This is a genomic window from Dryocola clanedunensis (assembly GCF_038405435.1).
Lineage (GTDB): Bacteria > Pseudomonadota > Gammaproteobacteria > Enterobacterales > Enterobacteriaceae > Dryocola > Dryocola clanedunensis_A.
The window spans coordinates 32,549-55,961 of record NZ_JBBYHZ010000010.1; the positions used below are offsets into that span (position 1 = coordinate 32,549).

At 57.7% G+C, this 23,413-nt stretch carries 26 protein-coding genes and 1 tRNA gene; 9 read left to right on the plus strand and 18 right to left on the minus strand.

What is annotated here, in order from left to right; genetic code table 11:
- The first annotated feature begins 317 nt into the window (after positions 1-317).
- Positions 318-461, plus strand: coding sequence for a hypothetical protein (locus tag AAE045_RS18345; protein WP_455548935.1), 144 nt, complete (start codon positions 318-320; stop codon positions 459-461).
- Positions 462-525: 64 nt separating this feature from the next.
- Here AAE045_RS18345 and AAE045_RS18350 read toward each other — a convergent pair whose 3' ends face one another.
- The 10 genes from AAE045_RS18350 to AAE045_RS18395 form a co-directional block, all read right to left on the minus strand.
- Entirely contained in the window at positions 526-1,299 is a 774-nt protein-coding gene (locus AAE045_RS18350; protein WP_455548936.1) for a hypothetical protein, read from the minus strand.
- A 70-nt stretch (positions 1,300-1,369) separates the two neighbouring features.
- Positions 1,370-2,368 (minus strand): HAD family hydrolase, encoded by a 999-nt coding sequence (locus AAE045_RS18355; protein ID WP_455548937.1) that lies wholly within the window; start codon positions 2,366-2,368, stop codon positions 1,370-1,372.
- Positions 2,368-3,381 carry an oxygen tolerance domain protein gene (locus tag AAE045_RS18360; protein WP_455548938.1) on the minus strand — a complete coding sequence of 338 codons (1,014 nt, stop codon included), beginning with the start codon at positions 3,379-3,381 and terminating at the stop codon, positions 2,368-2,370. The genes AAE045_RS18355 and AAE045_RS18360 overlap by 1 nt, the downstream gene beginning before the upstream one ends.
- A complete protein-coding gene (locus AAE045_RS18365; RefSeq protein ID WP_455548939.1) occupies positions 3,378-4,901 on the minus strand; it encodes a vWA domain-containing protein in 1,524 nt (507 codons plus the stop codon). Before AAE045_RS18365 ends, AAE045_RS18360 begins: the two co-directional genes overlap by 4 nt.
- On the minus strand, positions 4,898-5,875 hold the full coding sequence (locus AAE045_RS18370; protein WP_455548940.1) for a vWA domain-containing protein: 978 nt from the start codon (positions 5,873-5,875) through the stop codon (positions 4,898-4,900). The genes AAE045_RS18365 and AAE045_RS18370 overlap by 4 nt, the downstream gene beginning before the upstream one ends.
- On the minus strand, positions 5,868-6,308 hold the full coding sequence (locus AAE045_RS18375; RefSeq protein ID WP_455548941.1) for a DUF4381 family protein: 441 nt from the start codon (positions 6,306-6,308) through the stop codon (positions 5,868-5,870). The genes AAE045_RS18370 and AAE045_RS18375 overlap by 8 nt, the downstream gene beginning before the upstream one ends.
- Entirely contained in the window at positions 6,309-7,214 is a 906-nt protein-coding gene (locus AAE045_RS18380) for a DUF58 domain-containing protein (RefSeq protein WP_455548942.1), read from the minus strand. It lies immediately after the preceding gene.
- Positions 7,214-8,212: an AAA family ATPase gene (locus AAE045_RS18385; RefSeq protein WP_455548943.1), complete on the minus strand. Its 999-nt coding sequence runs from the start codon at positions 8,210-8,212 to the stop codon at positions 7,214-7,216. The genes AAE045_RS18380 and AAE045_RS18385 overlap by 1 nt, the downstream gene beginning before the upstream one ends.
- On the minus strand, positions 8,209-9,504 hold the full coding sequence (locus AAE045_RS18390) for an anaerobic sulfatase maturase (RefSeq protein ID WP_455548944.1): 1,296 nt from the start codon (positions 9,502-9,504) through the stop codon (positions 8,209-8,211). The genes AAE045_RS18385 and AAE045_RS18390 overlap by 4 nt, the downstream gene beginning before the upstream one ends.
- Before the next feature lie 52 nt (positions 9,505-9,556).
- A complete protein-coding gene (locus AAE045_RS18395) occupies positions 9,557-11,131 on the minus strand; it encodes an arylsulfatase (protein WP_455548945.1) in 1,575 nt (524 codons plus the stop codon).
- Positions 11,132-11,561: 430 nt separating this feature from the next.
- On the opposite strand from AAE045_RS18395, the gene AAE045_RS18400 reads away from it, so the two are divergent.
- Together AAE045_RS18400 and AAE045_RS18405 are read left to right on the plus strand one after the other, a co-directional pair.
- On the plus strand, positions 11,562-12,737 hold the full coding sequence (locus tag AAE045_RS18400) for an OmpP1/FadL family transporter (RefSeq protein ID WP_455548946.1): 1,176 nt from the start codon (positions 11,562-11,564) through the stop codon (positions 12,735-12,737).
- 118 nt (positions 12,738-12,855) lie between these two features.
- Positions 12,856-12,931, plus strand: a tRNA-Thr gene (locus AAE045_RS18405).
- A 358-nt stretch (positions 12,932-13,289) separates the two neighbouring features.
- Here AAE045_RS18405 and AAE045_RS18410 read toward each other — a convergent pair.
- The 3 genes from AAE045_RS18410 to AAE045_RS18420 form a co-directional block, all read right to left on the minus strand.
- The gene (locus tag AAE045_RS18410; RefSeq protein WP_455549024.1) at positions 13,290-13,448 is read right to left on the minus strand and encodes a hypothetical protein; all 159 of its coding nucleotides are present in this window, start codon (positions 13,446-13,448) and stop codon (positions 13,290-13,292) included.
- Positions 13,411-13,653 carry a DinI-like family protein gene (locus AAE045_RS18415; RefSeq protein WP_455548947.1) on the minus strand — a complete coding sequence of 81 codons (243 nt, stop codon included), beginning with the start codon at positions 13,651-13,653 and terminating at the stop codon, positions 13,411-13,413. The genes AAE045_RS18410 and AAE045_RS18415 overlap by 38 nt, the downstream gene beginning before the upstream one ends.
- A 97-nt stretch (positions 13,654-13,750) precedes the next feature.
- A complete protein-coding gene (locus AAE045_RS18420; protein ID WP_455548948.1) occupies positions 13,751-14,947 on the minus strand; it encodes an MFS transporter in 1,197 nt (398 codons plus the stop codon).
- A gap of 96 nt (positions 14,948-15,043) precedes the next feature.
- On the opposite strand from AAE045_RS18420, the gene AAE045_RS18425 reads away from it, so the two are divergent.
- From AAE045_RS18425 to AAE045_RS18440, 4 genes are all read left to right on the plus strand, one after another.
- Entirely contained in the window at positions 15,044-16,006 is a 963-nt protein-coding gene (locus AAE045_RS18425; protein WP_455548949.1) for a LysR family transcriptional regulator, read from the plus strand.
- A gap of 219 nt (positions 16,007-16,225) precedes the next feature.
- Positions 16,226-16,438, plus strand: a complete 213-nt coding sequence (gene cspG, locus AAE045_RS18430; protein ID WP_202307349.1) for a cold shock protein CspG — start codon at positions 16,226-16,228, stop codon at positions 16,436-16,438.
- Between the two features lie 177 nt (positions 16,439-16,615).
- Positions 16,616-16,780, plus strand: coding sequence for a YqaE/Pmp3 family membrane protein (locus AAE045_RS18435; RefSeq protein ID WP_455548950.1), 165 nt, complete (start codon positions 16,616-16,618; stop codon positions 16,778-16,780).
- Between the two features lie 299 nt (positions 16,781-17,079).
- Positions 17,080-17,385, plus strand: a complete 306-nt coding sequence (locus tag AAE045_RS18440) for a hypothetical protein (protein ID WP_455548951.1) — start codon at positions 17,080-17,082, stop codon at positions 17,383-17,385.
- On the opposite strand, the gene AAE045_RS18445 is transcribed toward AAE045_RS18440, so the two are convergent.
- Both AAE045_RS18445 and AAE045_RS18450 read right to left on the minus strand, forming a co-directional pair.
- Positions 17,382-17,732, minus strand: a complete 351-nt coding sequence (locus AAE045_RS18445; protein WP_455548952.1) for a DUF488 domain-containing protein — start codon at positions 17,730-17,732, stop codon at positions 17,382-17,384. The genes AAE045_RS18440 and AAE045_RS18445 overlap by 4 nt on opposite strands.
- Entirely contained in the window at positions 17,719-18,231 is a 513-nt protein-coding gene (locus tag AAE045_RS18450; protein ID WP_455548953.1) for a DUF523 domain-containing protein, read from the minus strand. The genes AAE045_RS18445 and AAE045_RS18450 overlap by 14 nt, the downstream gene beginning before the upstream one ends.
- Before the next feature lie 155 nt (positions 18,232-18,386).
- Here AAE045_RS18450 and AAE045_RS18455 point away from each other — a divergent pair, with 155 nt between their 5' ends.
- Complete coding sequence (locus AAE045_RS18455; protein ID WP_455548954.1) at positions 18,387-19,094, plus strand: CTP synthase C-terminal region-related (seleno)protein; 708 nt, start codon at positions 18,387-18,389, stop codon at positions 19,092-19,094.
- 2 nt (positions 19,095-19,096) lie between these two features.
- Here the strand turns inward: AAE045_RS18455 and AAE045_RS18460 are convergent, their stop codons facing one another.
- A complete protein-coding gene (locus AAE045_RS18460) occupies positions 19,097-20,302 on the minus strand; it encodes a CynX/NimT family MFS transporter (protein WP_455548955.1) in 1,206 nt (401 codons plus the stop codon).
- Positions 20,303-20,400: 98 nt separating this feature from the next.
- Here AAE045_RS18460 and AAE045_RS18465 point away from each other — a divergent pair, with 98 nt between their 5' ends.
- A complete protein-coding gene (locus AAE045_RS18465) occupies positions 20,401-21,183 on the plus strand; it encodes a helix-turn-helix domain-containing protein (protein WP_455548956.1) in 783 nt (260 codons plus the stop codon).
- 83 nt (positions 21,184-21,266) lie between these two features.
- On the opposite strand, the gene AAE045_RS18470 is transcribed toward AAE045_RS18465, so the two are convergent.
- Complete coding sequence (locus tag AAE045_RS18470) at positions 21,267-22,718, minus strand: methyl-accepting chemotaxis protein (protein ID WP_455548957.1); 1,452 nt, start codon at positions 22,716-22,718, stop codon at positions 21,267-21,269.
- A 194-nt stretch (positions 22,719-22,912) separates the two neighbouring features.
- Entirely contained in the window at positions 22,913-23,359 is a 447-nt protein-coding gene (locus tag AAE045_RS18475; RefSeq protein WP_455428258.1) for a DUF441 domain-containing protein, read from the minus strand.
- Positions 23,360-23,413: the final 54 nt, after the last annotated feature.

Below are 23,413 nucleotides of genomic sequence, written 5' to 3' on the forward strand. Positions count from 1 at the left end.
TGCTTGATGATTTGGCCCCCATTGTCGTGCATCCGGGGGAGTCGTAGCGAGGAATTTTTAATTTTTATCCTTAGCGGAAGCGGGCGGGTTGGCCTGCCGCTTCGCTCGCGTTAACGAGGCTTACGGCTATACTTCAAGGGCAGCAAAATGCTGCCTAATCTGGCGGAGTATACGATGAAAAGCATTGTAATGAACGTGTCGAAAGAGCAGCCAAAAGACCCGGTTAAATCGCCGAAGAATGACGAGAAAAAACCTAAACAGAAAAAATAGGCCATGCCCTTTCGGTGTCAGTTGCTGACAGCTGTCCGGAGGCTACTATGTCTGACCGTCCTGATTTTATCGATCCTTTACCCAATGGCGAACCGCTTCCCGATGTCCCTGATAAAGATCCGATTCCGGATGACCCGGCGTTCGATCCTGACAAAATAACGGAGCCGGTAGATCCCCTTAAACCGCTTTAGCCATTGGCTCAAACCGTCAGCGTGAAACTTGTTGTACAAGCTTCACGCGACGGTTTTTTAATGCCTAAATCCCGGCGGGCGTCAGCGACGCTTTCAGCAGCTCCAGGTTTTGCGGCTCGATGCGAATCATCCCCCCGCGCGGGCTGCCGATATCCGCTACCATGGTCAGCGCGATAGAAATAATCGCCGGAAGAATAAACAGGTAAACTTTATTGCCTTTTTTACTGTGCGAGCCGTAGCCGATGAGAATATTACAAATCAGCGAAATGGAGATAAGCAGGATCCAGGCCGAAGGCGGGAAGTGTTTTATCCAGGCCGCCTGGGTGTAGCCCTGGGTATTAATGACGTCGTTCATGCCCGAGGCTACCAGCGACGTGACGGGAGTTTTAGAGAGCTCGGTTTCATCCTTAATGGTTTTCCAGAGCCGCGCCTGAGAAAGGGCGGTCTGTTTATCCAGCTCGGCGAGCTTATTTTTATCGTGCAGCTGATAAAACGCGATGCGTAAATCCAGATACTTAATCAGTTCTTCCCGGGCAACGCTGGCGTTTGCCGGGGTGAGCAAATCAACGCGCAGTAATTCCGTCCCAATAGCGTTGGCCTCTTCGGATTCGGTGTCCTTACGCTGGTCGTAATGGCCGACCGCATTTGAAAAACTGAAGCCGATCAGCAGACCCAGCAGGGTCAGGGTCGCCGCCTGGACGACCCCGAAATCCTTTAGCGTCTCTTCATCCAGATTGCCTTGTCGGCGCAGGCATAATACCCCTAACGCCGATGCCAGCGGTAATACGATAAGCAAGGTAACGAATAAAAATAAAGGATGGCCCAATAGTGTGCTCATGATTGTCTCTTTTATCAGCAAGCTGGCGCGCCGCCAGTGATTCAATCATTGCACAGTTTTAAAAATTTGCTCAGTTCTTCACGGGGCATAATTTTGGGTCAAATACCTGTTTCCAGTCCTGTTTCATGTCCACCACCGTCCAGCCTTTCTGCGGTGCCAGCGTCAGCCCCTCAATCAGTTTTCCGCTGGCGGACGGGTGGCTGTCATAGGCATATTCCCGCTCGCCGTCGGTGTGGTGAACGAGCAGGCCAAAGGTTTTGTAGTCCGGGTTGGCGGCGGTGTACTGCATCATCGCAAGATCGCCGTCGCTGTTGCCGAAGGCCGCCACCGGGCGCTGCCCCATAAACAGATGAATGGCGACGGGCTTGGAGGTCGCGTCATCATAAAACGCGCCCTTCATATTTTTGCGCAGCTCGGTGCCGTTGTCGGTGAGGGTAAAGTCGCTGAGGGCGAACGAGCCGATAACCTGTTCCGGCGGGATGCCGTACATTTTCTGCGAGACGACACGCATAAAGTCGATGCCGCCGCCGGAGACAATCCACGTTTTAAAGCCGTTCTTCCGCAGGTAGTCCAGCAGCTCGCGCATCGGCTGATAACCCAGCTGGTCGTAGCGGCAGCCGAAGCGCGGGTCTTTCTTCGCGTCCATCCAGCTGCTGACGCGCTGGTCAAACTCTTCGGTGGTGATACCACTGTGCGTCAGCTCCAGCAGCCTCATCAGCCCTTTCTGACCCGACTCCGCTACGGCCTTTAAATCGTTGTTCAGCACGGCGGTGACAACAGGATCGGTTTTCCACTCCGGGTGTTCCGGGGCGAGGCGTTTCACTTCATCCACCGCAAACTGAAGCTGGAAGGTCAGCGGCGCCTCCGGCCAAAGCGTACCGTCGTTATCGAACACCACGTAGCGCTTTTCAGGCGGGATGAACGTGGAGCGGTCTTTGTTGGTGGCGTTTTGTACCCACTCTTCAATGGATTTTTTGGCCGCCGTGTCGTTCCAGCTGGCGAGCGGGTCGGCATGGGCGGAGCAGACGGCCCCGACGAGCAGGGCGGAGAGCAGCAGTTTATGTTTCATTATTTTCCCCTTTTAGTGGGCGACAGGTCGGGAAGCTGAACCGGGTCCCAGAAGCGACGCCAGACGTGGCGCAGGTAGTTAAGGCTTCGCCACAGAAGGCGGCGGGTAAACCAGATAATCAGGGCGACAAGGGCGATAGCCGCGACGGACAGGGCCAGATGCCATTTGTCCTCGCCGGTGGTGCCGCGCAGGACAGACTCGCTGCCGGCCGCACGGGCACCGGCAACGTTAAATGACGCGCCGGGCAGCTCAGCCGTCTGCCACTGCCGATGAGCGGTATCCCACCAGCGTAACTTAATGGGGGGCAGCGTGATGGTCCCTGCCTGCGAAGGCAGATAGCGCAGCCGCTCCACACGCTGAGCGCCCTGTACATCCCCCCGGCCAGATTTCAGCAGGGTATTGACCGGCGTGAGCCGCTGGGTTCCGGTGCCGGGTATGGCGTACAGCAGCTGCGGCACCTGATTTGCCAGAATGCCGACTGCTTTTACCGTCACGGTCCGTTCCACCACGTCCCCGGCGTGCAGCGTGCTGTCGTTACCGGCGTTGAACTGGGTGATTTTCTGCGTCATCTCAAGGCTGGCCGCAGGCAAGAAGCGGTCCGGCTGCTTCACGCCTTCTGGCCAGACGACCTCTTTTTTGAGTTCCGGCAGCGGCACGGTGACCGGCGGCTGGCCGGGAGAGGAGAGGGTGATCTCCAGCGCGGGCAGGCGCAGCAGGCCCTGATCCCAAGCCGACACCTGGCGCTCCATGCGGATGCCGCTCCAGCTGGTGCCGTTTTTCTGGCGGGTCAGCAGCTGGTTTGGCAGTCGGGTGGCCAGCAGCGAACCGTTTTCAATTTTAAAGTCCGGCCATTCCGGCGGCGGGTTGAACCAGGTGTCCGTCCAGTAGGTGACCACAACGGTGACCGGCTGGCCCGGCACCAGATGCTCCGGCGCCTCAAGCTCGCGGGTGATATCCATTGCGGCCCGGGCGGGCAGCACGGCCAGCAGGAGCAGTACGATCAGCGCTCTCATGGCGTCTCCTCCGTGTTAGCGCGGTACAGGTTTTCCAGCAGGCCAGAAGGGGATACTTCCAGGTTTTCAAACCACTGATTAACCTGCGGGCTGCTGCCTGCGACCTGCCCGATATCCTTCTGATTCACGCCCTGATCTTTTTTCAGATCGTGTTTAATTTCATCGGGCTTGTAGTCCTGCTCTTTGCCCTGGGCCGACTGGCGATCGCGCTCTTTCTGGCGTAGCGACATGATGATTTGCGAAATTTTAGCGCGGTTATCCAGCGCCATTTTCCAGTCGGGGCGCAGGCTCAGCGCCCGGTCGTAGCTGTTGATAGCCTGCTGCCACTGCTTCTGCTGGGCATAGCTGTTGCCGGTCCATAAAAGGGTTTCCGGGGTTTGCGGAGCCTGGCGAAACGCGGCGGCGGCGGAGACAAAATCCCCGGCCCGGTAGTAAGCAATGCCCTGCCAGAGGGGATCCTGGAAAAGCTCCGCCGCCCGTTGGTAATCACCCTTATCGAAGGCGTGCTGGCCCTGCATATCCGGGCTTATCCACGCGTCCCGCAGGGCGGCGTGGCCTTGCGGTATGGACATCAGCGGCACCAGTACGACCAGCCAGCAGATCAGCTGGCGGCGCCCGAGCAGCAGCAACAGCAGCATCGGAATGACCAGCAGATAGCCGCTGTTCTTCCAGTGCAGATCGCCGCGCGCGTTGTTCTGGGCGGTAACGGACCGTTGAATATGGCTCGTAATAACGTCCAGATCGCTGTCGTCGCTGGTGACCAGCGTAACCGGGAGGCCACCGTCACGAATCTGGCTGAAGCGGTCAACGTTCAGGCGCGTATCAATGCCCTGCCGGGACCAGGCTTCCGGCAGTTCGCCACCGCGAGCGGTACCGGGCACCCACAGCTGTACGGGTGCTTTAAGCTGCGCAAGCCAGGCCGCATCCGCAGGGGATACGGTATCGGCAACCAGCAGGATATTGCGCGGAACCTGAGCGTCTTCAGGCATGTTTTTCAGCGCCAGGGCGATGGCCTGCTGCAGACCGGAGCCTTCCCCCTGCGGCAGCAGCGACGGGGTCTGGGCATGCAAAAACAGCGAGTAGAACGTCGGGTCCAGGGTCAGCGGCGTGGTCAGATAAGCGTGGGTGTTGTAGACCACCAGACCAAAGCGGGTGCCCGTGGAGCGGGACATCAGATCCATAATTTTGCTTTGCATGCGCTGGTGGCGGCTCGGCGCCAGATCCTGGGCATACATCGCCGGATCCTGTTGCAGCACCACCATCATATTGCTCTGCTGGGTCAGCGCTGCGGGCAGCTCGCGCTGCCAGGTTGGCCCGGCGAGGGCGATAACGCCCAGCGCGCAAAGCCACGGCAGCACCTGCATCAGCCGCTTTTGCCGGCCGATAATCAGCGCGCGGGCAAACGGCTTATCCATAATCTGGTGCCAGGCGCCGCGCTGGCGCGCGGAGACGAACCACAGCAGGGCGCAAATCAGCAGCCCGAGCAGCCGCCACGGATAGACGAAATGGAAGTCGCTCATGCTTTTCTCTCCCGCACAAAGCGCCCGGCAGCGAGCAGTATCAGCAGCGCCAGCGCCGCCAGCAGCGGCCATTCAAACAGCGGAATATGCCAGGACCAGCCGATGGATTTCACCTGCACGGGGGTAATGGCGTCGATCTCCTGCCAGACGCTGTCCAGCGAAGCGCCGGAGCTGGCGGCGGTCCAGGACTTGCCGCCGGTAATGCGGGCAATGTCCTGCATCAGCGGGAGATCGACTTTGTCGTCCCCCGTGCTGTTCAGATCGCCAAAGGCGATGGTATGCACCTGAACGTGGTTGCTGGCAGCCAGCTGGGCGGCAAGCGCCGGGGCCAGCTGAGACGCCGTGTCGTTACCATCGGTCAGCAGGATAGCCAGCTTGCTGGCGTCTTTATTGCTGGTGCTGTCGAGGAGTTTTACCCCCACGCCCAGCGCGTCGCCGATGGCGGTCTGCTCGCCGATCATGCCGGGTGCCAGCTGATTAATGCGGGTCTGCAGGGCCTGTTTATCTTCGCTCAGCGGTGCAAAAGGCCAGGCCTGGCTGGCGAAAATCACCAGCCCGATACGGTCAGATTTGCGTGCCGCCACGAATTTGCGGACGGAGTCCTGCACGGCCTGCAAACGGGTGATGCCGCCCTGCACGTCGTTTTTGCCCATTGAGCCGGAGACGTCAAGGATCAGCACCACGTCGCGCATCGGCTTCTGGATATGCTGGGGCGGCGTCAGGTACTCAGGGCGGGAGAGGGCGGCAACCAGCAGGATCCACACCAGCCAGAACAGGACGGCGGAGATTTTGCTGCTGCGTACCGGCTGGCTGTTAAGCTTCAGCTCGTCAATCAGATCCGGGAGAAAGGGCACGCGGACATGCTCTTTTACTTCCCGATCCGAAGGCAGCAGATAGCGGCCCAGCAGCGGCAGGAATATCAGCAGCCAGGCCCAGGGCCAGGCAAAATCGAGGCGGCTCAGAAACTCAGACATAGGGCAGTTTCTCCAGCCAGGCTTGCAGTTGGGATTGCAGACGGGCGTTCTGGCGGGCGTCCAGCTCGTTGTCCCGCTGGCAGTATTTCTCATTCAGCGCCTGGCGCAGGTCGTTATCTATCTCCACCTGGGTCAGAAACGCTTCGGGCCTGACCGTATGGCTGACCGCCGCACGGGGCTGATGCATCAGCAGAATGCGTTTAATCAGGGCCAGCCAGCCGTCCGCGTTATGCGGCTGCTGGAGAGAAGCCAGCGCCTGACGACGCCACAGGTTGCGGCGCCAGCGGCCCAGGCGGAACAGCAGGAAGATGAGTAGTGCGATGAGTAACACGATGCCCAGCACCAGCCAGCCCGGGGGCAGGGGGAACCAGGAAATAGTTTGCGGTAGCGCGGGTTGCAGCAGCTCCGGCACGCTGTAGCCTTTCTCCAGCATTCAGACTCCCTTTTGTAACTGCTTGATGAGATCCTGGGCGACAACGATCTGATTGACGCGGACCCCAATCCTTGTGAGACGTTTCTCCTGGGCCGAGAGGCGGGCGGTGATGCTCTCCTGAATCTCCTCTTTAAGGCGCGGAGACAAAGAGAACGCGGCCTCATGCCCCTGATAGCTGGCGGCGAGATCTCCCGAGGCGGGAAGCCGGAGGTGAAGATCGTCGAGCAGCACAAAGGCGCTGATTTCACAGCGGCGGCGCAGTGCCGCCAGCAGCGCCTCGCTTTCGGCATCCAGGTCGTGGAAGTCGCTGAGCACGGCAACCCACGCTCCGCTGGGGATGGAGCGGCTGGCGTGTTGCAGCACGGAGGAGAGCGTTACGCTTGCCGGGGACTCGTCCGGGTAGCGTTCGGGCAGCCGCTGGTTGTACTGCAAAAGATCGTCGAGGATGACCGGGAGGCTCTGACGAGGAGAGCGGCATTTTTGCAGGCTGTATTTTGCGTCGCTGAACACCATGCTGCCGACGCGGTCGCCGTCATGCCAGCTTCGCCACGCCAGCAGCCCGGCAATTTTCGCCGCCGCCACGGACTTCGTCTGGCCTCGGGTGCCGAAAAACATATCCATCCGCTGGTCAACAATCAGAAACACCGGGCGTTCGCGCTCTTCGTTATACATGCGGATCCACGGCGTTCGCAGGCGGGCCGTGGCCTGCCAGTCAATCAGCCGCACGTCGTCGCCTGGCTGGTAGCGGCGCAGGCTGTCAAAGTTCAGCCCGCGTCCCTGCTGACGTGAAGTGCGCTCCCCCGCCAGCGCCCCGGGCGGGATTTGCCCCGGCGGATTGGATAACAGCCGGGCTTCGCCAGCAAGGGCCATCAGGGTTTGCCTGTCAACCTGCAGCGCGCTGTCCACTACGCCACCACTGAGTCGAGCAGCAGCCTGATGACGTCGTCCGCTGAACAGCTATCCGCGTTGGCCTGATAGCTGAGCATCAGACGGTGGCGAAGCACGGCGGGGGCGACCTTCTGAATATCTTCCGGCAGCACCGCATCGCGGCCCTCAAGCCAGGCCAGCGCGCGGCCGCAGCGGTCCAGCGCCAGGGTGCCACGCGGGCTGACGCCAAAGGTAATATAGCTGGCGAGCTTATCGCTTGCGCCCTGCGGATGGCGGGTCATGTCCACCAGGTTCACAATGTAATCTTCGATGGCTGGCGCGACGTAGACCGCTGAGATTTCCTGCCAGCAGCCAGCAATATCCTGCTGCGACAGCATCAGCGTTTCCGCCGGTTTTGCCTGCGCTTCGCCGCCGCCTGCCTGGTACTTTTGCTGCTGTTCGGCGCGCACCAGTTGCATCACTTTCTGCTCGTTAGCCTTCGACGGGTAGTCAACCAGCACCTTCATCAGGAAGCGGTCAAGCTGGGCTTCAGGAAGCGGCCAGGTGCCTTCCTGGTCGACCGGGTTTTGCGTCGCCAGCACCATAAAAACGCCGGGCAGGGGCCAGGTTTTTCCGGCGACGGTGACGTGGCGCTCTTCCATTGCTTCCAGCAGGGCAGACTGCACGCGTGCGGACGCACGGTTGATTTCATCGGCGAGAATAATGTTGCCGAATACCGGACCCGGGCGGAAGCGGAACTGGTCTTCTTCGCGGGTGGCGTTCTGCTGATAGATCTCACTGCCGGTAATGTCCGACGGCAGCAGGTCAGGGGTGAACTGAATGCGGCGGAACTCGCCTTCTACGTGCGCCGCTAACTCGCGCACTGCACGTGTTTTCGCGAGGCCCGGTAAGCCTTCCAGCAGCACGTGGCCGTCGCACAGCAGGGCGACAATCAGCATGCGTACCAGGGATTCCTGGCCCAGCACCTGCTGGTTCATACGCAGCTCTAGTTCGAGCAGTTTCTCTCTGTTGGTCATTTGCGCAATCCTGCAAAGTCACGTTTCAGAAGGGTGGCGATCCCGACGAGGATCGGTTCGGCATAGTTAAAGAAGGCTTTGATGCCGGGGCACAGGTAGTTGAGCCCTGTTTCACCGTCCGGCGTGCGCACCAGCCGGTTTTTCGGGCATTCTCCCCAGCACAGCTTCAGGTAAGGACACTTTTTGCAGTATTCCGGCAGGGTATCTTTTTTCCCCATGCCGAAGGCCTGCTGGCGCTCGGAGAAGGCCATATGCGCCAGTTTGGTCTCTGCAATATTACCGATCTGGTATTCCGGGTAGACGTAGTGGTCGCAGGAATAAATATCGCCGTTCTTCTCGACGGCCAGCCCCTTACCGCAAAATTCTGAGGCGGTGCAAATCTGCGCGGGCATGCCCATCACCTGCGCGACGGCAGTTTCAAACAGGTTAACCTGCACGCGGCCTAAATCGTTGTTCACCCACTCTTCAAAGATGGCAATCAGGAATTTGCCCCAGTCTTCCGGGTCGACCGACCAGTCGGTGACGATGGAGTCCAGGTCGCCTGGTTTTGCACGACGGGTGCCCGTTACGGGAATGGAGTCTTCCCGCCAGAACTGCGGAGCGGTGCTTTTAAAATCCACAGGCTCGACGCAGGGGTTGAACTGGACGTAGGTCGCGCCCAGCTCGCGGGTCATGAAACGGTACACTTCCAGCGGGAAGCGCGCGTTGGTGCGGTTGACGGTGACGAGGGCGTTGAACGGAACCTGGTATTTTTTCAGCGCTTCGACGCCCTTCATCACCTTGTCGAATGTCGGTTTGCCGCTGCGCGTGACGCGGTAGCGGTCATGTAGTTCCCGTGGGCCGTCAATCGACAGTCCCACCAGAAAACGGTGTTCTTTTAGAAACTCAGCCCACTTGTCGTTGATCAGCACGCCATTTGTTTGAAGGTCGTTTTCGATGCGCTGGCCCGGCTTCTGGTACTGCTTCTGAAATTTGACGACTTTTTCAAAGAATTCCAGCCCCATCAGGGTCGGCTCGCCGCCCTGCCAGGAGAAGACAACCTGTTCGCCGTCCTGGCCGTCGATGTACTGGCGAATGAAGTTTTCCAGCACCTCGTCGCTCATGCCGGTGTGGCGATCCTGGTGGAGCAGATCTTCTTTAGAGAGGTAAAAACAGTAGGTGCAATCAAGATTGCAGGTGGAGCCGGTCGGCTTCGCCATGACGTGGAAACGGCGTTTATATTCAGGGCCTTTGCCATCGTAAATTTCTGCTGACGGTAATGCTTTTACCGGCAATGTCGTGCTGTATCTCATAACGCTTCCCCGAATAAAAACCGGGCAGAGATCTGCCCGGTGCAGTTACGCATTAATTGTTTTTAGAACCTTGCTCAATTAATGCCTGTACGTCTGAAACGGTAAACGAACCCGGTTTCTGGCGCGGTGGGAATTCCTGGAAGCTTTGCAGCATCTCACCCACATATTTCTGCGCGCCACCCAGCAGGAACAGACGGCTGTAGAACCAGTTGTTGTAGTCCATACCGGTATCGCCTTTCTCCAGCGGATCGATCTCCAGGTCGAAGATCATCGGCACGCGCAGTTTCACGAACGGATAACGCCACACGTCAAGACCGGTGTGCTCCTGAATCATGAAGTGCGCTTTCCAGCGGCCATAGCGCATCGCCAGCAGGTCACCGTCATCGCTCCAGTAGAAGAACTCTTTACGCTTGTCTTCGCCTTTGCCCTGGAGGTAGTCCAGCTGGTTGTAACCGTCCAGGTGAACCTTGTAGGTGATTGAAGGGGTTTTGTAGCCTTTCAGCAGCTGTTCTTTGATGTCAGGAACGCCCGCTGCGGCAACAAGAGTAGGGAACCAGTCGTTACTGCCGAAGATGTCGTTGATCATCGTGCCTGGTTTAATATGACCCGGCCATTTCACCATTGCCGGTACGCGGAAGCCGCCTTCCCAGCCGGTGTTCTTCTCGCCGCGGAACGGTGTCATACCTGAGTCAGGCCAGGTGGCAAGCATCGGGCCGTTATCGGTGGTGTAAAGAACGATAGTGTTGTCTTCGATGCCGAGATCTTTAATCTTCTTCAGCACTTCGCCGACCATTTTATCGTGCTCAACCATACCATCTGCGTAAGTCCCAAGGCCGGTAACACCAACGCTTGCGTCTTTCAGGTGGGTTTTGTTGTGCATACGCGTGGTATTGAACCAGGTAAAGAATGGCTTACCTGCTTTGGTCTGGCGCTCCATGAAGTCGTTGTTGGCGGCCAGGGTCTCTTCGTCAACCGTACCCATACGCTTAACGGTAAGCGGGCCTGTATCCTCAATTTTGCCGTCTGCAGTGCTTTTGATCACGCCGCGCGGGCCGAACTGCTTACGGAATGCCGGGTCTTTCGGGTAATCCGGGTTCTCCGGCTCTTCTTCGGCGTTCAGGTGGTACAGGTTGCCGAGGAACTCGTCGAAACCGTGGGCGGTTGGCAGGAACTCATCGCGGTCGCCCAGGTGGTTTTTACCAAACTGACCGGTCGCGTAGCCCAGCTGTTTCAGGATGTTGGCAATGGTCGGGTCTTCTTTGCTCAGGCCCTGTGGCGCGCCAGGCATACCGACTTTACTCATCCCGGTACGGAATGGCATCTGGCCAGTAATGAAGGAAGAACGTCCCGCGGTTGAACTCTGCTCAGCATAGTAGGAGGTAAACTTGGCGCCATCATTGGCGATGCTGTCAATGTTAGGCGTTTTATAACCCATTGTTCCCTGGTTATAAGTACTTAAGTTCCAGTAACCTACATCATCACCGAAAATAACGACGATGTTTGGTTTTGACGAGTCTTGTTTCGGTGACGCAGTGGCAGGAGCGGCTTGAGCCATGGACGCGGCGCCAGACATCAGGGTCAATATGCTGGCGAGCATTGTCCGTTTGAAGGGGACATGGTTGGACATTGTTGGTTCTCCGTCATTAAAGGGCCACAGTCAGTATAGTAAAACCTTGAAACTTTCCATTACAGAATGGAAATAAATTTCGCTAATCAACTGTTTACAAGAAAATAAAGCGATGACGGTATCATTTATTCTGCGCAAGTACCTTTTGGGACCTGTTTAAATTTAACTTTAAATGAAATTAATTATCTGGGGTTGGATTGTTGCGGGGCGAAATCGGTATTATGGGCGCATTTCGCGCAAGTCATAATTTATATTTAAACTTTTTCTGCTCTATCTTCTGCAAAAAGAGAGGTAGCCGCAGGTAATAACTATGGAGTTAATTAGTAGCAATGAAAGCAAAGCTATTTATAAGCGTATTAATGGACATGACTGTCGCTTATCCCGCATCCATCTATACTCTGAGCATCGTAAATAACGAGACGGCTGGCAAATGAAAAAAATAGCCATAGTATGTTCAGGGTTGCTGTTCACGTCGGTCACCCACGCGGGTGCGCTCTTTTTCTATGAAATTGGTACGGAAGACACGGCGCTGGCCGGAGCAGGGCAGGCCGCCCGCGCTCAGGATGCGTCCACGATTGTCACCAACCCCGCGGGGATGACCCGGCTGCCGGACCATATGATCACCGGTGGGCTTCAGGCGCTGGGCGGCAATATTGACTACCAGCTGGACAACCCGTCGCTTAAAAGCCCCGGCAACGTGCTGGACGTGATGCCAAACGCCAGCGGTTTCTACAGCCAGAAAATTACCGACAACCTGTACGCCGGTATCGGCATGTACGGCAACTATGGTCTCGGTATCGATTATGGTAACTGGGTGGGAGACAGGCTGATTAAAAAGAGCAGTCTGATGGCGATGACCATCAGCCCCTCTCTGGCCTATAAGCTCAGCGATAAAGTCTCCGTTGGCGCCTCCGCTAACGTCAACTACGGTTTCCTGTCGCTAACGCGTGACGTTGACGGCGATGACCATAAGCAGAAAGATCATGACTGGGCGATGAGCTACCGCCTCGGCCTGCTGATGCAGCTGACCGACCAGACCCGCGCGGGCATCACCTGGAACAGCGAAACTAAATACGATTTCAGCATCGACGGTAAGGCGCGCCTGTCGAATACAGAGTATAACCTGCCGCTGTCTGCTCAGGTTTATCAGCCGCAGCAGCTGATGCTCAGCCTGGTTCACGACATCAACAAGCAGTGGTCGGTAATGGGTGACCTCGGATGGCAGGACTGGAGCCAGTTTGGCGCTCCGCAGATCACCGCCCTCGGCCGGCCGGTTGATAACAGCAGCCGCCTGAAGGATACCTGGCACACCGCGTTAGGCGTTCAGTATCGCCCAACGGATCAGTGGCGTCTGAACGGCGGCATCGCGTTTGACAGTACGCCGTACCACAGCCAGGGGAATGTTTCCTTGTCCATGCCAACCGGCGACGAATGGCGTTTTGCGACGGGCGCGCAGTACCAGCTGACCCCGGCCAGCAACGTAGGCTTCGCGCTGGAATATCTCCATATGCAGGGGGGGAAAGTGGCAACGCCGGAAGTGGTGCAGGGCAGCTACAGCCATCCGTACATGTGGTTCGCCAGCATGAACTACAGCTATCAGTTCTAAAACTGGTTGAAAGGCATACTGCTGATTTCGTTATTTAATTGTTTGCGGTTAATAAAGCGGCAAACGGTTTACCGGGGAATTGCATCGACGAGTCGCTTTGTGTAGTATGCCCTCCGTCGCCGACTTAGCTCAGTAGGTAGAGCAACTGACTTGTAATCAGTAGGTCACCAGTTCGATTCCGGTAGTCGGCACCAGCATTCAGAAAAAGCCACCTTCAGGGTGGCTTTTTTTTGCCTGAAATTTGGCTGCTTTTCGCGTGGGTTTCGGGTGTAAACCGTGCGCGGGCTGTTTCTCCCCTGAACAATAGATCCACATTTTGCATTAGCTCATCCTATTTCGGACCAATGCTGTCTGGACTCGTTTTTTATATTAACGGTCAGCGGTGCGCTTCCCTGAATAAGAAAAAATTATCTCCATTGGCGTTCCGGAACCGCAATGGGAATATAAAACGATGGGAGCCCGGCTGGGAAAGGTGCTGTTCTGAAGGAGGGGACAGGTTATTAACCTGAACCTCCCGGGTGACGAGGAGGTTACAGGGCGACAGGGTGCGGCTTAAATCCAGCCCTGCTGGCTGGCCAGCCAGACAACGATGGCGACGACAATCAGCACAACTGTGGTTTTTCTCATTGCGGTTGTCTCACGGTCAAAAGGGATACCAGCGTGATAATACCATTTACTCGTCGGGAACGAGCCAGAAGTCTGCTTCGTCAAACATCTCTTCAATCAGGCGGTTAATGCGCTCTTTTTCAGTTTTGGTGCAGTCACTGTGTACTGCGTTGGTCTGCATCGGTTTCACCTTTACCAGCGCGTCCGGGAAGAGGGATGCCATCCTGCGGGTTAACTCTGCGAGGATCTTCTCATTTGCGCCGGGCAGGCCCGCCACGTTGCGCTTGTCATATACCAGTTCAACGAACATCAAAAAACCCTTATTAAAGCTGTATTTATATACAGTAATAAATATTGAGCGGAAGGGCAAGTGAAATCAGGGGAGCCACCGGCCCCCCGCACGTAAATTAACGGGTTGTCAGGCGGATGAGCAGGCCGCCCGCTGCCGCAGCGGTAGCCAGAGCCACCATCCCCGTCCAGCCGAAGGAGGCCAGCGCCAGGCTGCCCAGAGACGCACCCGCCGCCATACCGATGAATACTACGGTAAACATAATGGCGTTAAGGCGGCTGCGGGCGGCCGGGTTAAGGGCATAAATAATCGTCTGATGCGCCACCAGCGAGGCCTGAATCCCCAGGTCGAAGCCGATCGCACTGATGACGATAACCGCCAGCTGCGCCGGAAGCGGCAGCAGGGGCATGACGAACATCAGCGCGAAGGAGGCTACCACCAGCGCGGAGGCAATTTTGGTGACAAAATTTGGGCCTCTTCGGTCAGCCAGCGAACCCGCAAGCGGTGCGGCGAGCGCCCCGGCAGCTCCGGCCAGGCCAAAGGCACCGGCAACCGCGCTGCCCAGATGGAAACGGTCGGCGAGCATGATGGCCAGCGTTGACCAGAAGGCGCTGAAGGCAATGGATAACAGGCCCTGAGCCAGCGCGGCACGGCGCAGCGCGGCATAATCAATCCACAGCTTGCCCAGCGAACGCAGCAGAGCGGGGTAGCGCAACGTTGTTTCCGGTTTGAAAGCGGGCAGAACGTACCACAGCGTCAGGGTGACCAGCCATACGCCCACCGCGGCGATCGCATACACCGCACGCCAGCCCAGCAGTTCTGCCACTACGCCGCTGAACACGCGCGAGAGCAGGATCCCCGCCAGCAGCCCGGTCATCACCATCCCGACAATTTTTCCCCGGTTATGGTCAGAGGCCAGCGTCGCGGCGGCAGGGATAATATCCTGGGCCACCGTGGCGACCAGGCCGATCGCCAGGCTGCTCAGCAGCAGAACGTGCCACGAGGAGGCGAATCCGCACAGCAGCATCGTCAGCGCAAGCAGCGTGCCTTTCACAAGAATGATGCGGCGGCGGTCAAACCGATCGCCCAGCGGTGCGAGCAGGAGGATACCGAACGCGTAGCCAATCTGGGTCAGGGTAGGGACCAGCCCCACATCGCTGACGCTGGCGTGAAACGCGCTGCCGATAACGCCGAGCATCGGCTGGCTGTAGTAGATTGACGCTACGCTAAGCCCGGCCCCAAGGGCGAGAAGGAAAACAAGTTTGCCGGACAGCGCGTTAGCGGCGGGCGTGGAGACTGCGGATTGCTGGCTCATGGGCCGCTCCTGAATCAGTGAATGTGCGGCCATTTTTATCGTTATGCCACCGGTGTTGTAGCCCCCGCGAAGGTAAAACTGTTATACACTCTGCGTATGAATAAAAACTTTAACCCCGCCGGGGATCGTATAGCCATACTTCAGACCTTCGTGCGCATTGTGGAAAGCGGCAGCCTGACCGCCGCGGCTGCGCAGCTGGAAACGACGCAGCCGACGATCAGCCGACGGCTACAGACGCTTGAGCAGATGCTGGGCGTGAAGCTTATCCAGCGCACGACGCATACCATGAAGCTGACCGATGACGGCGAGCGCTGCTATCAGCACGCGCGCAGGCTCATTGAAAGCTGGCAAATGCTCGAAGATGAAGTAAGCGGCGCGCGGGACGAACCGGCAGGGGTGCTGAGGGTGCGTGCGCCTCATGCCTTCGGACAGGACCAGCTTATCGGGCCCCTTGGCGACTATCTGCGGCGCTATCCGCAAATCAGCATTGAGTGGATCCTCAACGATCGTTCGCCGGACTTTATTCCAGAAGGGATAGACTGCGCGATTCACGTAGGCCCGATCACCGATCCTGCCGTGGTTGCCGTGCTGCTGGCCGAGGTGCCCAGGCTGGTCGTGGCGGCGCCTTCGGTACTGGCTGGCCATGAGCCGCTGATCAAGCCTGCGGATCTGGCTGGCTTACCCTGGGTTGCGCTCAGCAGTTTTTATCGCAACGACGTGACACTACATCACCTGGCAAGCGGCGAACAATATCGCTTCGATATTTCGCCACGGCTGAGCACGGACAGCCTGTATGCCGTACGTAAAGCGGCAATAGAGGGTCTGGGGGTGGGTATGGTGTCGTCATGGGTGGTCAAAGAGGATCTTGATGCGGGCATCCTGCAGCATATTTTACCGGAGTGGCAGGCCGCGCCGCTGCCCATTTACCTGCTATACCCCTATGCGAGCTATTACCCGGCCCGCCTGCGTAAATTTATTACTCTAATGAAAGAGGTGATGCCGGGCCTTACTGGCACTAGGTCTGCGGGCCAAATAAACGAAGCGGCAACAAGGGGATAGCGAAGCCGTAAATGAAAATAATTCTTGCTTAGTAGCAGGGGGCATGCGTAAATGCGTCATCGGTTTGCAAGACAGACCTTATGAAAGCAGTTTTAGTAAAGCAGTTCACCATAGATACCCTTCTTCGTGAGTCTCCTCCTAAGCGCCTGAATAAGAAACGATCTGGAATACAGACCACGTTCGCCACACAGAGTGGCCAAAATTATCGAGGAAGTCTCAATGTCTAATAAAATGACTGGTTTAGTAAAATGGTTCAACGCTGAGAAAGGTTTCGGCTTCATCACTCCTGACGACGGCAGCAAAGATGTGTTCGTACACTTCTCTGCAATCCAGAGCAACGATTTCAAAACTCTGGACGAAGGTCAAAAAGTTGAGTTCACTATCGAAAACGGCGCTAAAGGCCCAGCAGCAGCGAACGTTGTTGCTCTGTAAGTCTTAAAAGACCGCAGTTTTCAGCGAATACTAAAACCCGCCACGGCGGGTTTTTTCATGTCTAAAGATAGGTAAAAGCCGGGCCGCGCTCTGGCATTTTGCCTGTTCCAGGCTATGCTGTTAGTGAAAATAGATTTTATTAACAAGCAGTTGGATGAATTTCAAACAGGAGAGTTTATGGGATTCTGGCGTGTCGTTATTACAATTTTGCTGCCACCCCTTGGCGTACTCATCGGTAAAGGGTTTGGCTGGGCGTTTATTCTGAACATCATCCTGACCCTGCTGGGCTATATCCCCGGCCTGATTCATGGCTTCTGGGTACAGACCCGCAGCCCGAACTAAACACAAAACCCGCTCCGGCGGGTTTTTACATTCCTGCCGCTTCTGTTTGCAGGTGTGATAAGCCTCCGCGATTCAGCGGCAATGGTGGATGACGCTCACGCTTATCCACCCTAAAACCTGCTTTCTCATGCCGTAATTAGGATAAGCAAAACGCCATCCCACATAAAAAAACTGATTACCCGTGCCGTAGGTCGGATAAGCGAAGTGCCATCCGACACATATAAAACCTCCCGCTGTTTACTTTTTCGCTTAAGAATGTTCTGATATTTGCAGCAAGTGAACAGAATAAGAGATGGGATATGTACCAGTTTAAGCCTGGCGCGCAGGCGTTAATTATCGGCTCCCGTACCGACCGGGGTCGGGTCAATATCGGCAAGGCCGTTGAGCTGTTTGGCCAGTGCCTGCCGGGCGAGCGTTTTGTTAACCCCGTTACCGGCGTGGTGACGCAGTTACCCCTCGAGGCCAACTATCCGCTGTGGCTGGTGACGGGCGACGTGGTGTCGTTCGATGGTCGTGAAGGGTATGCCTTCGTGCGTGCCGAATATCTGATGCCGCTGGATAATCCTTCCGTTTCGCAAACTTCAGAGAAGCAGGCCGTCCGCTAATCCGCCAGCTGACGTAAATAGTCGGCCAGCACCAGCGCATGGTTTTGTTCGGTGTTTTTAGATCCGTAGAGCAGGGTGACGGTTTGCTCGTTCACCCGCTGCGCTAGCTTCTTCGCCACATCATGCTGCGCGTTCAGCTCTTCGCGATAGCAGCGGGAAAACTCATTGAAGTCGATGGCTTCGCCGTGAAACGCCTTGCGCAGCTCGTTTGACGGGGCCAGCATTTTGGCCCATTCGTCGAACTGCAAATCCGTTTTCTTCACGCCGCGAGGCCAGAGCCTGTCCACAAAGACGCGATAACCGTCATCCCGCGTAGCCTCTTCATAAACCCGTTTACAGCGAATCATCCGAACTCCCTTCAAATTGCGCGATGCGCTGCTCTAACGCATCCGACTGACCGTCGGAAAAAACTTCAATCCCGTGCTGCCTTAGCAGCGCGGCGGCGACACCCTGGCCCGGCAGCGTATTGCCCTGAAACTGACCGTCATAGATTTTTTGACTGCCGCAGGTCGGGCTGCCATCGGTTAAAAGAGCAAACTGACAGCCATTCTCCTGCGCCGTTTGCAACGCCAGCCATGCGGCAAGCAGATAGGCCTGCGTGACGTCGCTACCGTCACTTTCGAGTATGCGTGCCGTCCCCTGCAGAGCAGCAGAGCCGTCGCCTCCGTAAAGCTCCGCGGGCAGGCGAGGCGTGGCAAGCCCGGCCGCAAGCTCAGGACAGTGCACGACAAGACGATCTTCCCGCTGCCAGCGGGCAAGCCGCTCCGTCATCGGGCTTTTTTCAGAGCCGTTATAGCGGACTTTAAAACCCATTAAGCAGGCGCTGACCAGAATTTTTGCTTTCATAGCACGAAGTTTTACGCAAGGGGATCGCTACGTTACTACAGGAGAGCATGCGGCGGCTACCCTGCTAATTTTTGGCGTTGCCACGCAAAAGAGATGCGGCTAACCTATGCTTCCTTATGTCGTACCGTGCTGCTTTCATAAGGATAATCAACAAAATGCCTGCCTCAACGCTCAAATCCACCCTGCGCATTGCCCTTGTCGGTGATTTTAACCCGGCGGTGATTGCCCATCAGGCAATTCCTCTGGCCTTAGACAATGCCGCGCTGGCCGTCGGCGTAACGGCTGACTATGACTGGCTACCCACACCCGAAGTTAACAGCCCGGAGGATCTGGTAGGTTATGACGCCATCTGGTGCGTTCCGGCAAGCCCGTATCAGAACGACGACGGCGCGTTTCTGGCAATTCGCTACGCCCGTGAAAACGGCATTCCTTTCCTGGGTACCTGCAGCGGGTTCCAGTACTCCATCGTCGAGTACGCGCGCAACGTAATGGGATGGGACGATGCGGGCCACGCGGAGACAGACGGAGAGGGCCGCCTGGTCATAGCCCCGCTTGCCTGTTCGCTGGTAGAGAAAACGGACGCTATCAGGCTGGCAGCGGAGTCAAAGATAGCGGCTGCCTACGGCAGGACTGAGATTGAAGAGGGCTACCACTGCAACTACGGCGTTGCTGAACTCTTCATTGAGGCACTTGAGCAGCAGCCGCTTAAAGCTACCGGCTGGGATAACCAGGGCGCCATCCGCGCGGTTGAGCTGACCGATCATCCGTTCTTCGTCGGCACGCTTTTTCAGCACGAAAGAAACGCATTAAAAGACCGGCCAGCCCCGCTGGTGGAAGCTTTACTTCGCGCGGCGCGGGAATAATTCTAAATGTTGGAGCGGGCCGGTGTAGCGCCAATCTCCACGTTACGCCCGGCCCAGGCCCCGAAGATCCCCATCACAACCGACAGTACGGCGAGGCCCAGCAGCGGCATGCTCCAGCTGTCGGAGATATCATGAATTTTCCCCATCAGCGGCGGGCCGAACGCGGCCAGAAGATAGCCTACGCACTGCGCCATGCCGGAAAGCGCTGCCGCCTGGTGGGCTGAACCCGTACGCAGGCCGATAAACGACAGGCCGAGGATCATCGCCGCGCCTGAGCCAAAGCCTCCTACGCAGACCCACACGCTGGCGTAGTCCGGCAGCAGCCACAGCCCGAGGGCGCTGACACACCACAGCGCGGCCATCAGTACCGCGATGCCCCGCTGGTCTTTCAGGCGGCTGAGGATCATGCCGACAAACAGGCCGGGAATGGCGGTAGCCAGCTGTAGCAGGCCGTGCAGAGAGCCTGCCTGCGCTTCGCTATAGCCGTGGCTGATAAGAATAGAAGGGAGCCAGCCGATAATCACATAGTAAATAAACGAATTTATGCCCAGATACATCGTGACCTGCCAGGCCAGCGGCGAAGACCAGATGCCGCGATTATGCAGCGCCGCGTTGGTGCTGAGGCTGGCGGGGGCATGATTTTTCAGCTGCGGAAGCCACAGCAGCGCGGCGATAATCGGGAAGATCATTAGCGAAAGCATCGCGCCCTGCCAGCCGTAGCCGTGCAGCGCAACGGGAACGACCATCACCGAACCGAGCGCGGCGGCGACGCCCATGGTCAGCGAGTAGGCACCCGTCAGGCGCGCCACCTGGCCGGGGAAGTCGCGCTTAATCAGGCTCGGGAGCAGCACGTTACCCATCGCAATACCGCAGCCGATCATCGCGGTCCCGACATAAAGCAATGCGGCGCTGCCCGCAGAACGCGCGGCGATACCGGCGCAGATGAACAGCATGGCCCCGAACAGGCTGCGTTCCGTACCAAAGCGGCGCGCAATGCCTGCCGCCATCGGGGAGACGATAGCGAAGGCCAGCAGGGGCAGCGTGGTAAGGATCCCGGTCTGCGCCGTAGTGAGTCCGAAGGCGTCACGGACCATATCCAGGAGCGGTGCCGCCCCGGTAAACGTCACGCGCAGCGTGGTGGCAATCATCAGAATACCGAGCAGCAGCAGGCCGTGCTTTTTGATGCTCGCCGAAGAGGAAGTCGTCATTGTTGTTATCCCTTAAAATCGAGCCATGAAGATACACGCTTCCGGGAAGGTTTAAATCAACGTAAAATGCCAGTTTATCCCTAAAATAGGACATTGTGATGGAACGAGGCTTAGCCTTAGAAGGGTTTGACCCGGACAGTAACGTCCGGGCCGCGCAGGCGTTTCGTATCCGCGTGGCGGAGAGCGTGCAGGAGATCCCGTTTCATCAGCACCGCAAAGGCCAGCTGATCCTCGCCCTGCACGGGGGCATCACCTGCGAAGTGGAGCAGGCGATGTGGATGGTGCCGACGCAGTACGCCGTGTGGATCCCCGGCTCAATGCCGCACAGCAACCGCGCCACGACCAATGCCCGCATCTGCTTTCTGTTTATCGAACCCGGCGCGATTGCCATGCCGGAGCAGTGCTGCACGCTGAAAATATCTCCCCTCGTCAGGGAGCTGATACTGAGGCTTGCGCAGCAGCCCCATGATGAAGCCACGCCAGCCCAGGAGCGCCTTGTGCAGGTGCTGTTTGACGAGCTGCCGCATCAGCCGGTGGAGCAGCTGCGCCTGCCCATGTCCCGCCATCCGAAAATCCGCCAGATAGCCGAGCGCCTGGCAGCGCACCCCGCCGAGCGACGTACGCTGGCGCAGTGGGCGTCGGTGCTGGCGATGAGCGAGCGAAACCTCGCCCGGCTGGTGGTGAAGGAGACGGGGCTGAACTTCCGCCGCTGGCGTCAGCAGCTGCAGGTGATTATCGCCCTGCAGCTGCTGATTGACGGCGAAACGGTGCAGAAGGTGGCGCAGGCGCTGGGGTATGAGTCCACCAACGCCTTTATTACCATGTTCAGAAACGCGCTGGGGACGACGCCGGGGCGATACCTGGCGTCGCTGAACGCTTAAACGACGGCGCCGAGGCGGAACTGCGACACCACATCCTTCAGGCCGCGCGTCTGGTCAAGCAGCGACTCTGCCGCTGCCGCAGCCTAGTTCACCATGGCGGCGTTTTGCTGGGTGGTGACATCCATCTGGCTTATCGCCGTGCTGACCTGCGCGATGCCGCTGCTTTGTTCGTCGCTGGCGTGGGTGATTTCCGCCATTAACGCCGCGACGCGCTTCACGTCCATCACGGCGACGTTGATAGTTTTACCCGCTTCGTTAACCAGCGCGCTGCCCTGCGACACCTGAGTTAGCGAGTTTTCAATCAGCACCTTGATCTCTTTTGCCGCTCCGGCGCTGCGCTGCGCGAGGCTGCGCACTTCCCCGGCCACGACGGCAAAGCCCCGGCCCTGGTCGCCCGCGCGGGCGGCTTCAACGGCTGCGTTCAGCGCCAGGATGTTGGTCTGGAAGGCGATACCGTCGATGACGCTGATGATGTCGGTAATTTTGCTCGCTGAAGCGGAGATGTCGTCCATGGTCTGCACCACGCGGGCCACTATGGCGCCCCCTTGTTCCGCGCTGCGCGATGCCGTCGCCGCTATCTGGCTCGCGGCCTGGGCGTTTTCGGCGTTTTGTTTTACGGTGGCGGTCATCTGCTCCATAGACGATGCGGTTTGCTCCAGGGCGCTGGCCTGCTCCTCGGTGCGGGAGGCGAGATCCATATTGCCGCTGGCGATTTCGCCGGAGCTGTCAGAGATGCTGTTGCTGGTGCTGTGGACGATGTTAATGATCATGACGAGTTCGTCGCACATGGTTTTCATCGCCGCCATTACGCTTTGCGTATCTCCAGGCTTCACCGGCACGCGGCGGGTCAGGTCACCCCTGGCTACGGCATTGGCTATTTCGGCAACCTGAGCGGGCTCTGCGCCCAGCGAACGGAAGATGCTGCGGTGCACCCAGTAGCCGATAAGCAGCAGGAGCAGAACGGCGAGGCCGGAGCCGACCAGCTGCCAGCGCTCGGAGGCGCGGGTGCTGCTCTGCGCGGCATCGACGGCGCTGTTGGCGTAGCTTGCGGAGTCCTTCACGAATGTCACGATACCTTTCTCGTGGGCGAAGAAATGTTTATCAGCCGCTTTAAGGCGTTCAAATAGAGGGGTCGGCGCGCCGCTGCGGATCAGCTCAATAAGGCCGTTGGCATCTTTAATCATCGCAAGGCCCGCCGTGTACTGGGCGCCCAGCAGTTTTTGCTGCAGCTCCGGCGGCAGGACGCTTTTCCAGTAGTCGATGCGGTGATGCCAGAGCTTGCTGAGCCGCTGGATCTCCCGGTCGGCCTGGTCGACCGTCAGCGTCCCTTCCACCACGCGGGAGAGCACCAGCCGCATCTCAATCAGATAGACCGGGGCGGGATGGATATCGGATATCAGATCTTTGGCCAGCATGCCGCTCGCCGTTTTCTGCGCGCTCTGGTGGCTGCCGTAAAGTGAAATAGCGGTGATCAGCGCCGACATCAGCACCGAACAGCAGATCAATAACACTAAATTATGGGTCAGTGATTTCATTTGCCTCTCCTTGTGGTTGCCAGTGTTATCGGCTCAGGGGGAGGCAAACTTTCCTGTCGTTTCTCAAAAATTCAGACCGCATCACAAAATACAGTCAAAAATTTTTATTTAAAAACAGTTTGTTAGCGTGACTATTTCACAATCCATAAGTAAAAGTTTTAACGCGGCTGCTTTTCAGAAGCGTTGAGCCTGGGCTACTGCTTACCAATCACCAGCGAGACCAGACCTGCGGCAATCAGCGGGCCAACGGGCACGCCACGGAACAGCGCCACGCCCAGCACGGTGCCGACCAGCAGGCCCGCCACCAGCGTTGGCTGGCTGCTCATCAGCGTAACGCCCCGGCCGCCGAGCCAGGAGACGGCAACGCCGACGATAATGGCGACCACCGACTTCCAGTTGGTAAACGAGTGCAGCAGCGTGCTGGCGGGGAGGGTGCCGCTGGCGATGGGGGCCATCACGCCAATGGTGAGAATAATTATCCCGACGGTAAGGCCCTGTTTTTCAATCCACGGGAAGAACTGGCTGAGCGGCGTGACCCGCACGATGATCAGCACCAGTATGGAAACCGCCACGGTAGTGTTATGGCTGGCAAATCCCAGGGCCGCGAGGCCAAGTAAAATAAGCAACGTCGAGTCGAAGATCATAGCGATTCCTTGCAAAACAAAGGGGAGGTGGTTTTTTTATTGTTAATAAAC

Coding starts and splice junctions, on each gene's coding strand:
- AAE045_RS18345 (WP_455548935.1), top strand. CDS start 318: ATGTCTGACCGTCCTGATTTTATCGATCCTTTACCCAATGGCGAACCG.
- AAE045_RS18350 (WP_455548936.1), bottom strand. CDS start 1,299: ATGAGCACACTATTGGGCCATCCTTTATTTTTATTCGTTACCTTGCTT.
- AAE045_RS18355 (WP_455548937.1), bottom strand. CDS start 2,368: ATGAAACATAAACTGCTGCTCTCCGCCCTGCTCGTCGGGGCCGTCTGC.
- AAE045_RS18360 (WP_455548938.1), bottom strand. CDS start 3,381: ATGAGAGCGCTGATCGTACTGCTCCTGCTGGCCGTGCTGCCCGCCCGG.
- AAE045_RS18365 (WP_455548939.1), bottom strand. CDS start 4,901: ATGAGCGACTTCCATTTCGTCTATCCGTGGCGGCTGCTCGGGCTGCTG.
- AAE045_RS18370 (WP_455548940.1), bottom strand. CDS start 5,875: ATGTCTGAGTTTCTGAGCCGCCTCGATTTTGCCTGGCCCTGGGCCTGG.
- AAE045_RS18375 (WP_455548941.1), bottom strand. CDS start 6,308: ATGCTGGAGAAAGGCTACAGCGTGCCGGAGCTGCTGCAACCCGCGCTA.
- AAE045_RS18385 (WP_455548943.1), bottom strand. CDS start 8,212: ATGACCAACAGAGAGAAACTGCTCGAACTAGAGCTGCGTATGAACCAG.
- AAE045_RS18390 (WP_455548944.1), bottom strand. CDS start 9,504: ATGAGATACAGCACGACATTGCCGGTAAAAGCATTACCGTCAGCAGAA.
- AAE045_RS18395 (WP_455548945.1), bottom strand. CDS start 11,131: ATGTCCAACCATGTCCCCTTCAAACGGACAATGCTCGCCAGCATATTG.
- AAE045_RS18400 (WP_455548946.1), top strand. CDS start 11,562: ATGAAAAAAATAGCCATAGTATGTTCAGGGTTGCTGTTCACGTCGGTC.
- AAE045_RS18415 (WP_455548947.1), bottom strand. CDS start 13,653: ATGTTCGTTGAACTGGTATATGACAAGCGCAACGTGGCGGGCCTGCCC.
- AAE045_RS18420 (WP_455548948.1), bottom strand. CDS start 14,947: ATGAGCCAGCAATCCGCAGTCTCCACGCCCGCCGCTAACGCGCTGTCC.
- AAE045_RS18425 (WP_455548949.1), top strand. CDS start 15,044: ATGAATAAAAACTTTAACCCCGCCGGGGATCGTATAGCCATACTTCAG.
- cspG (WP_202307349.1), top strand. CDS start 16,226: ATGTCTAATAAAATGACTGGTTTAGTAAAATGGTTCAACGCTGAGAAA.
- AAE045_RS18435 (WP_455548950.1), top strand. CDS start 16,616: ATGGGATTCTGGCGTGTCGTTATTACAATTTTGCTGCCACCCCTTGGC.
- AAE045_RS18440 (WP_455548951.1), top strand. CDS start 17,080: ATGTACCAGTTTAAGCCTGGCGCGCAGGCGTTAATTATCGGCTCCCGT.
- AAE045_RS18445 (WP_455548952.1), bottom strand. CDS start 17,732: ATGATTCGCTGTAAACGGGTTTATGAAGAGGCTACGCGGGATGACGGT.
- AAE045_RS18450 (WP_455548953.1), bottom strand. CDS start 18,231: ATGAAAGCAAAAATTCTGGTCAGCGCCTGCTTAATGGGTTTTAAAGTC.
- AAE045_RS18455 (WP_455548954.1), top strand. CDS start 18,387: ATGCCTGCCTCAACGCTCAAATCCACCCTGCGCATTGCCCTTGTCGGT.
- AAE045_RS18460 (WP_455548955.1), bottom strand. CDS start 20,302: ATGACGACTTCCTCTTCGGCGAGCATCAAAAAGCACGGCCTGCTGCTG.
- AAE045_RS18465 (WP_455548956.1), top strand. CDS start 20,401: ATGGAACGAGGCTTAGCCTTAGAAGGGTTTGACCCGGACAGTAACGTC.
- AAE045_RS18470 (WP_455548957.1), bottom strand. CDS start 22,718: ATGAAATCACTGACCCATAATTTAGTGTTATTGATCTGCTGTTCGGTG.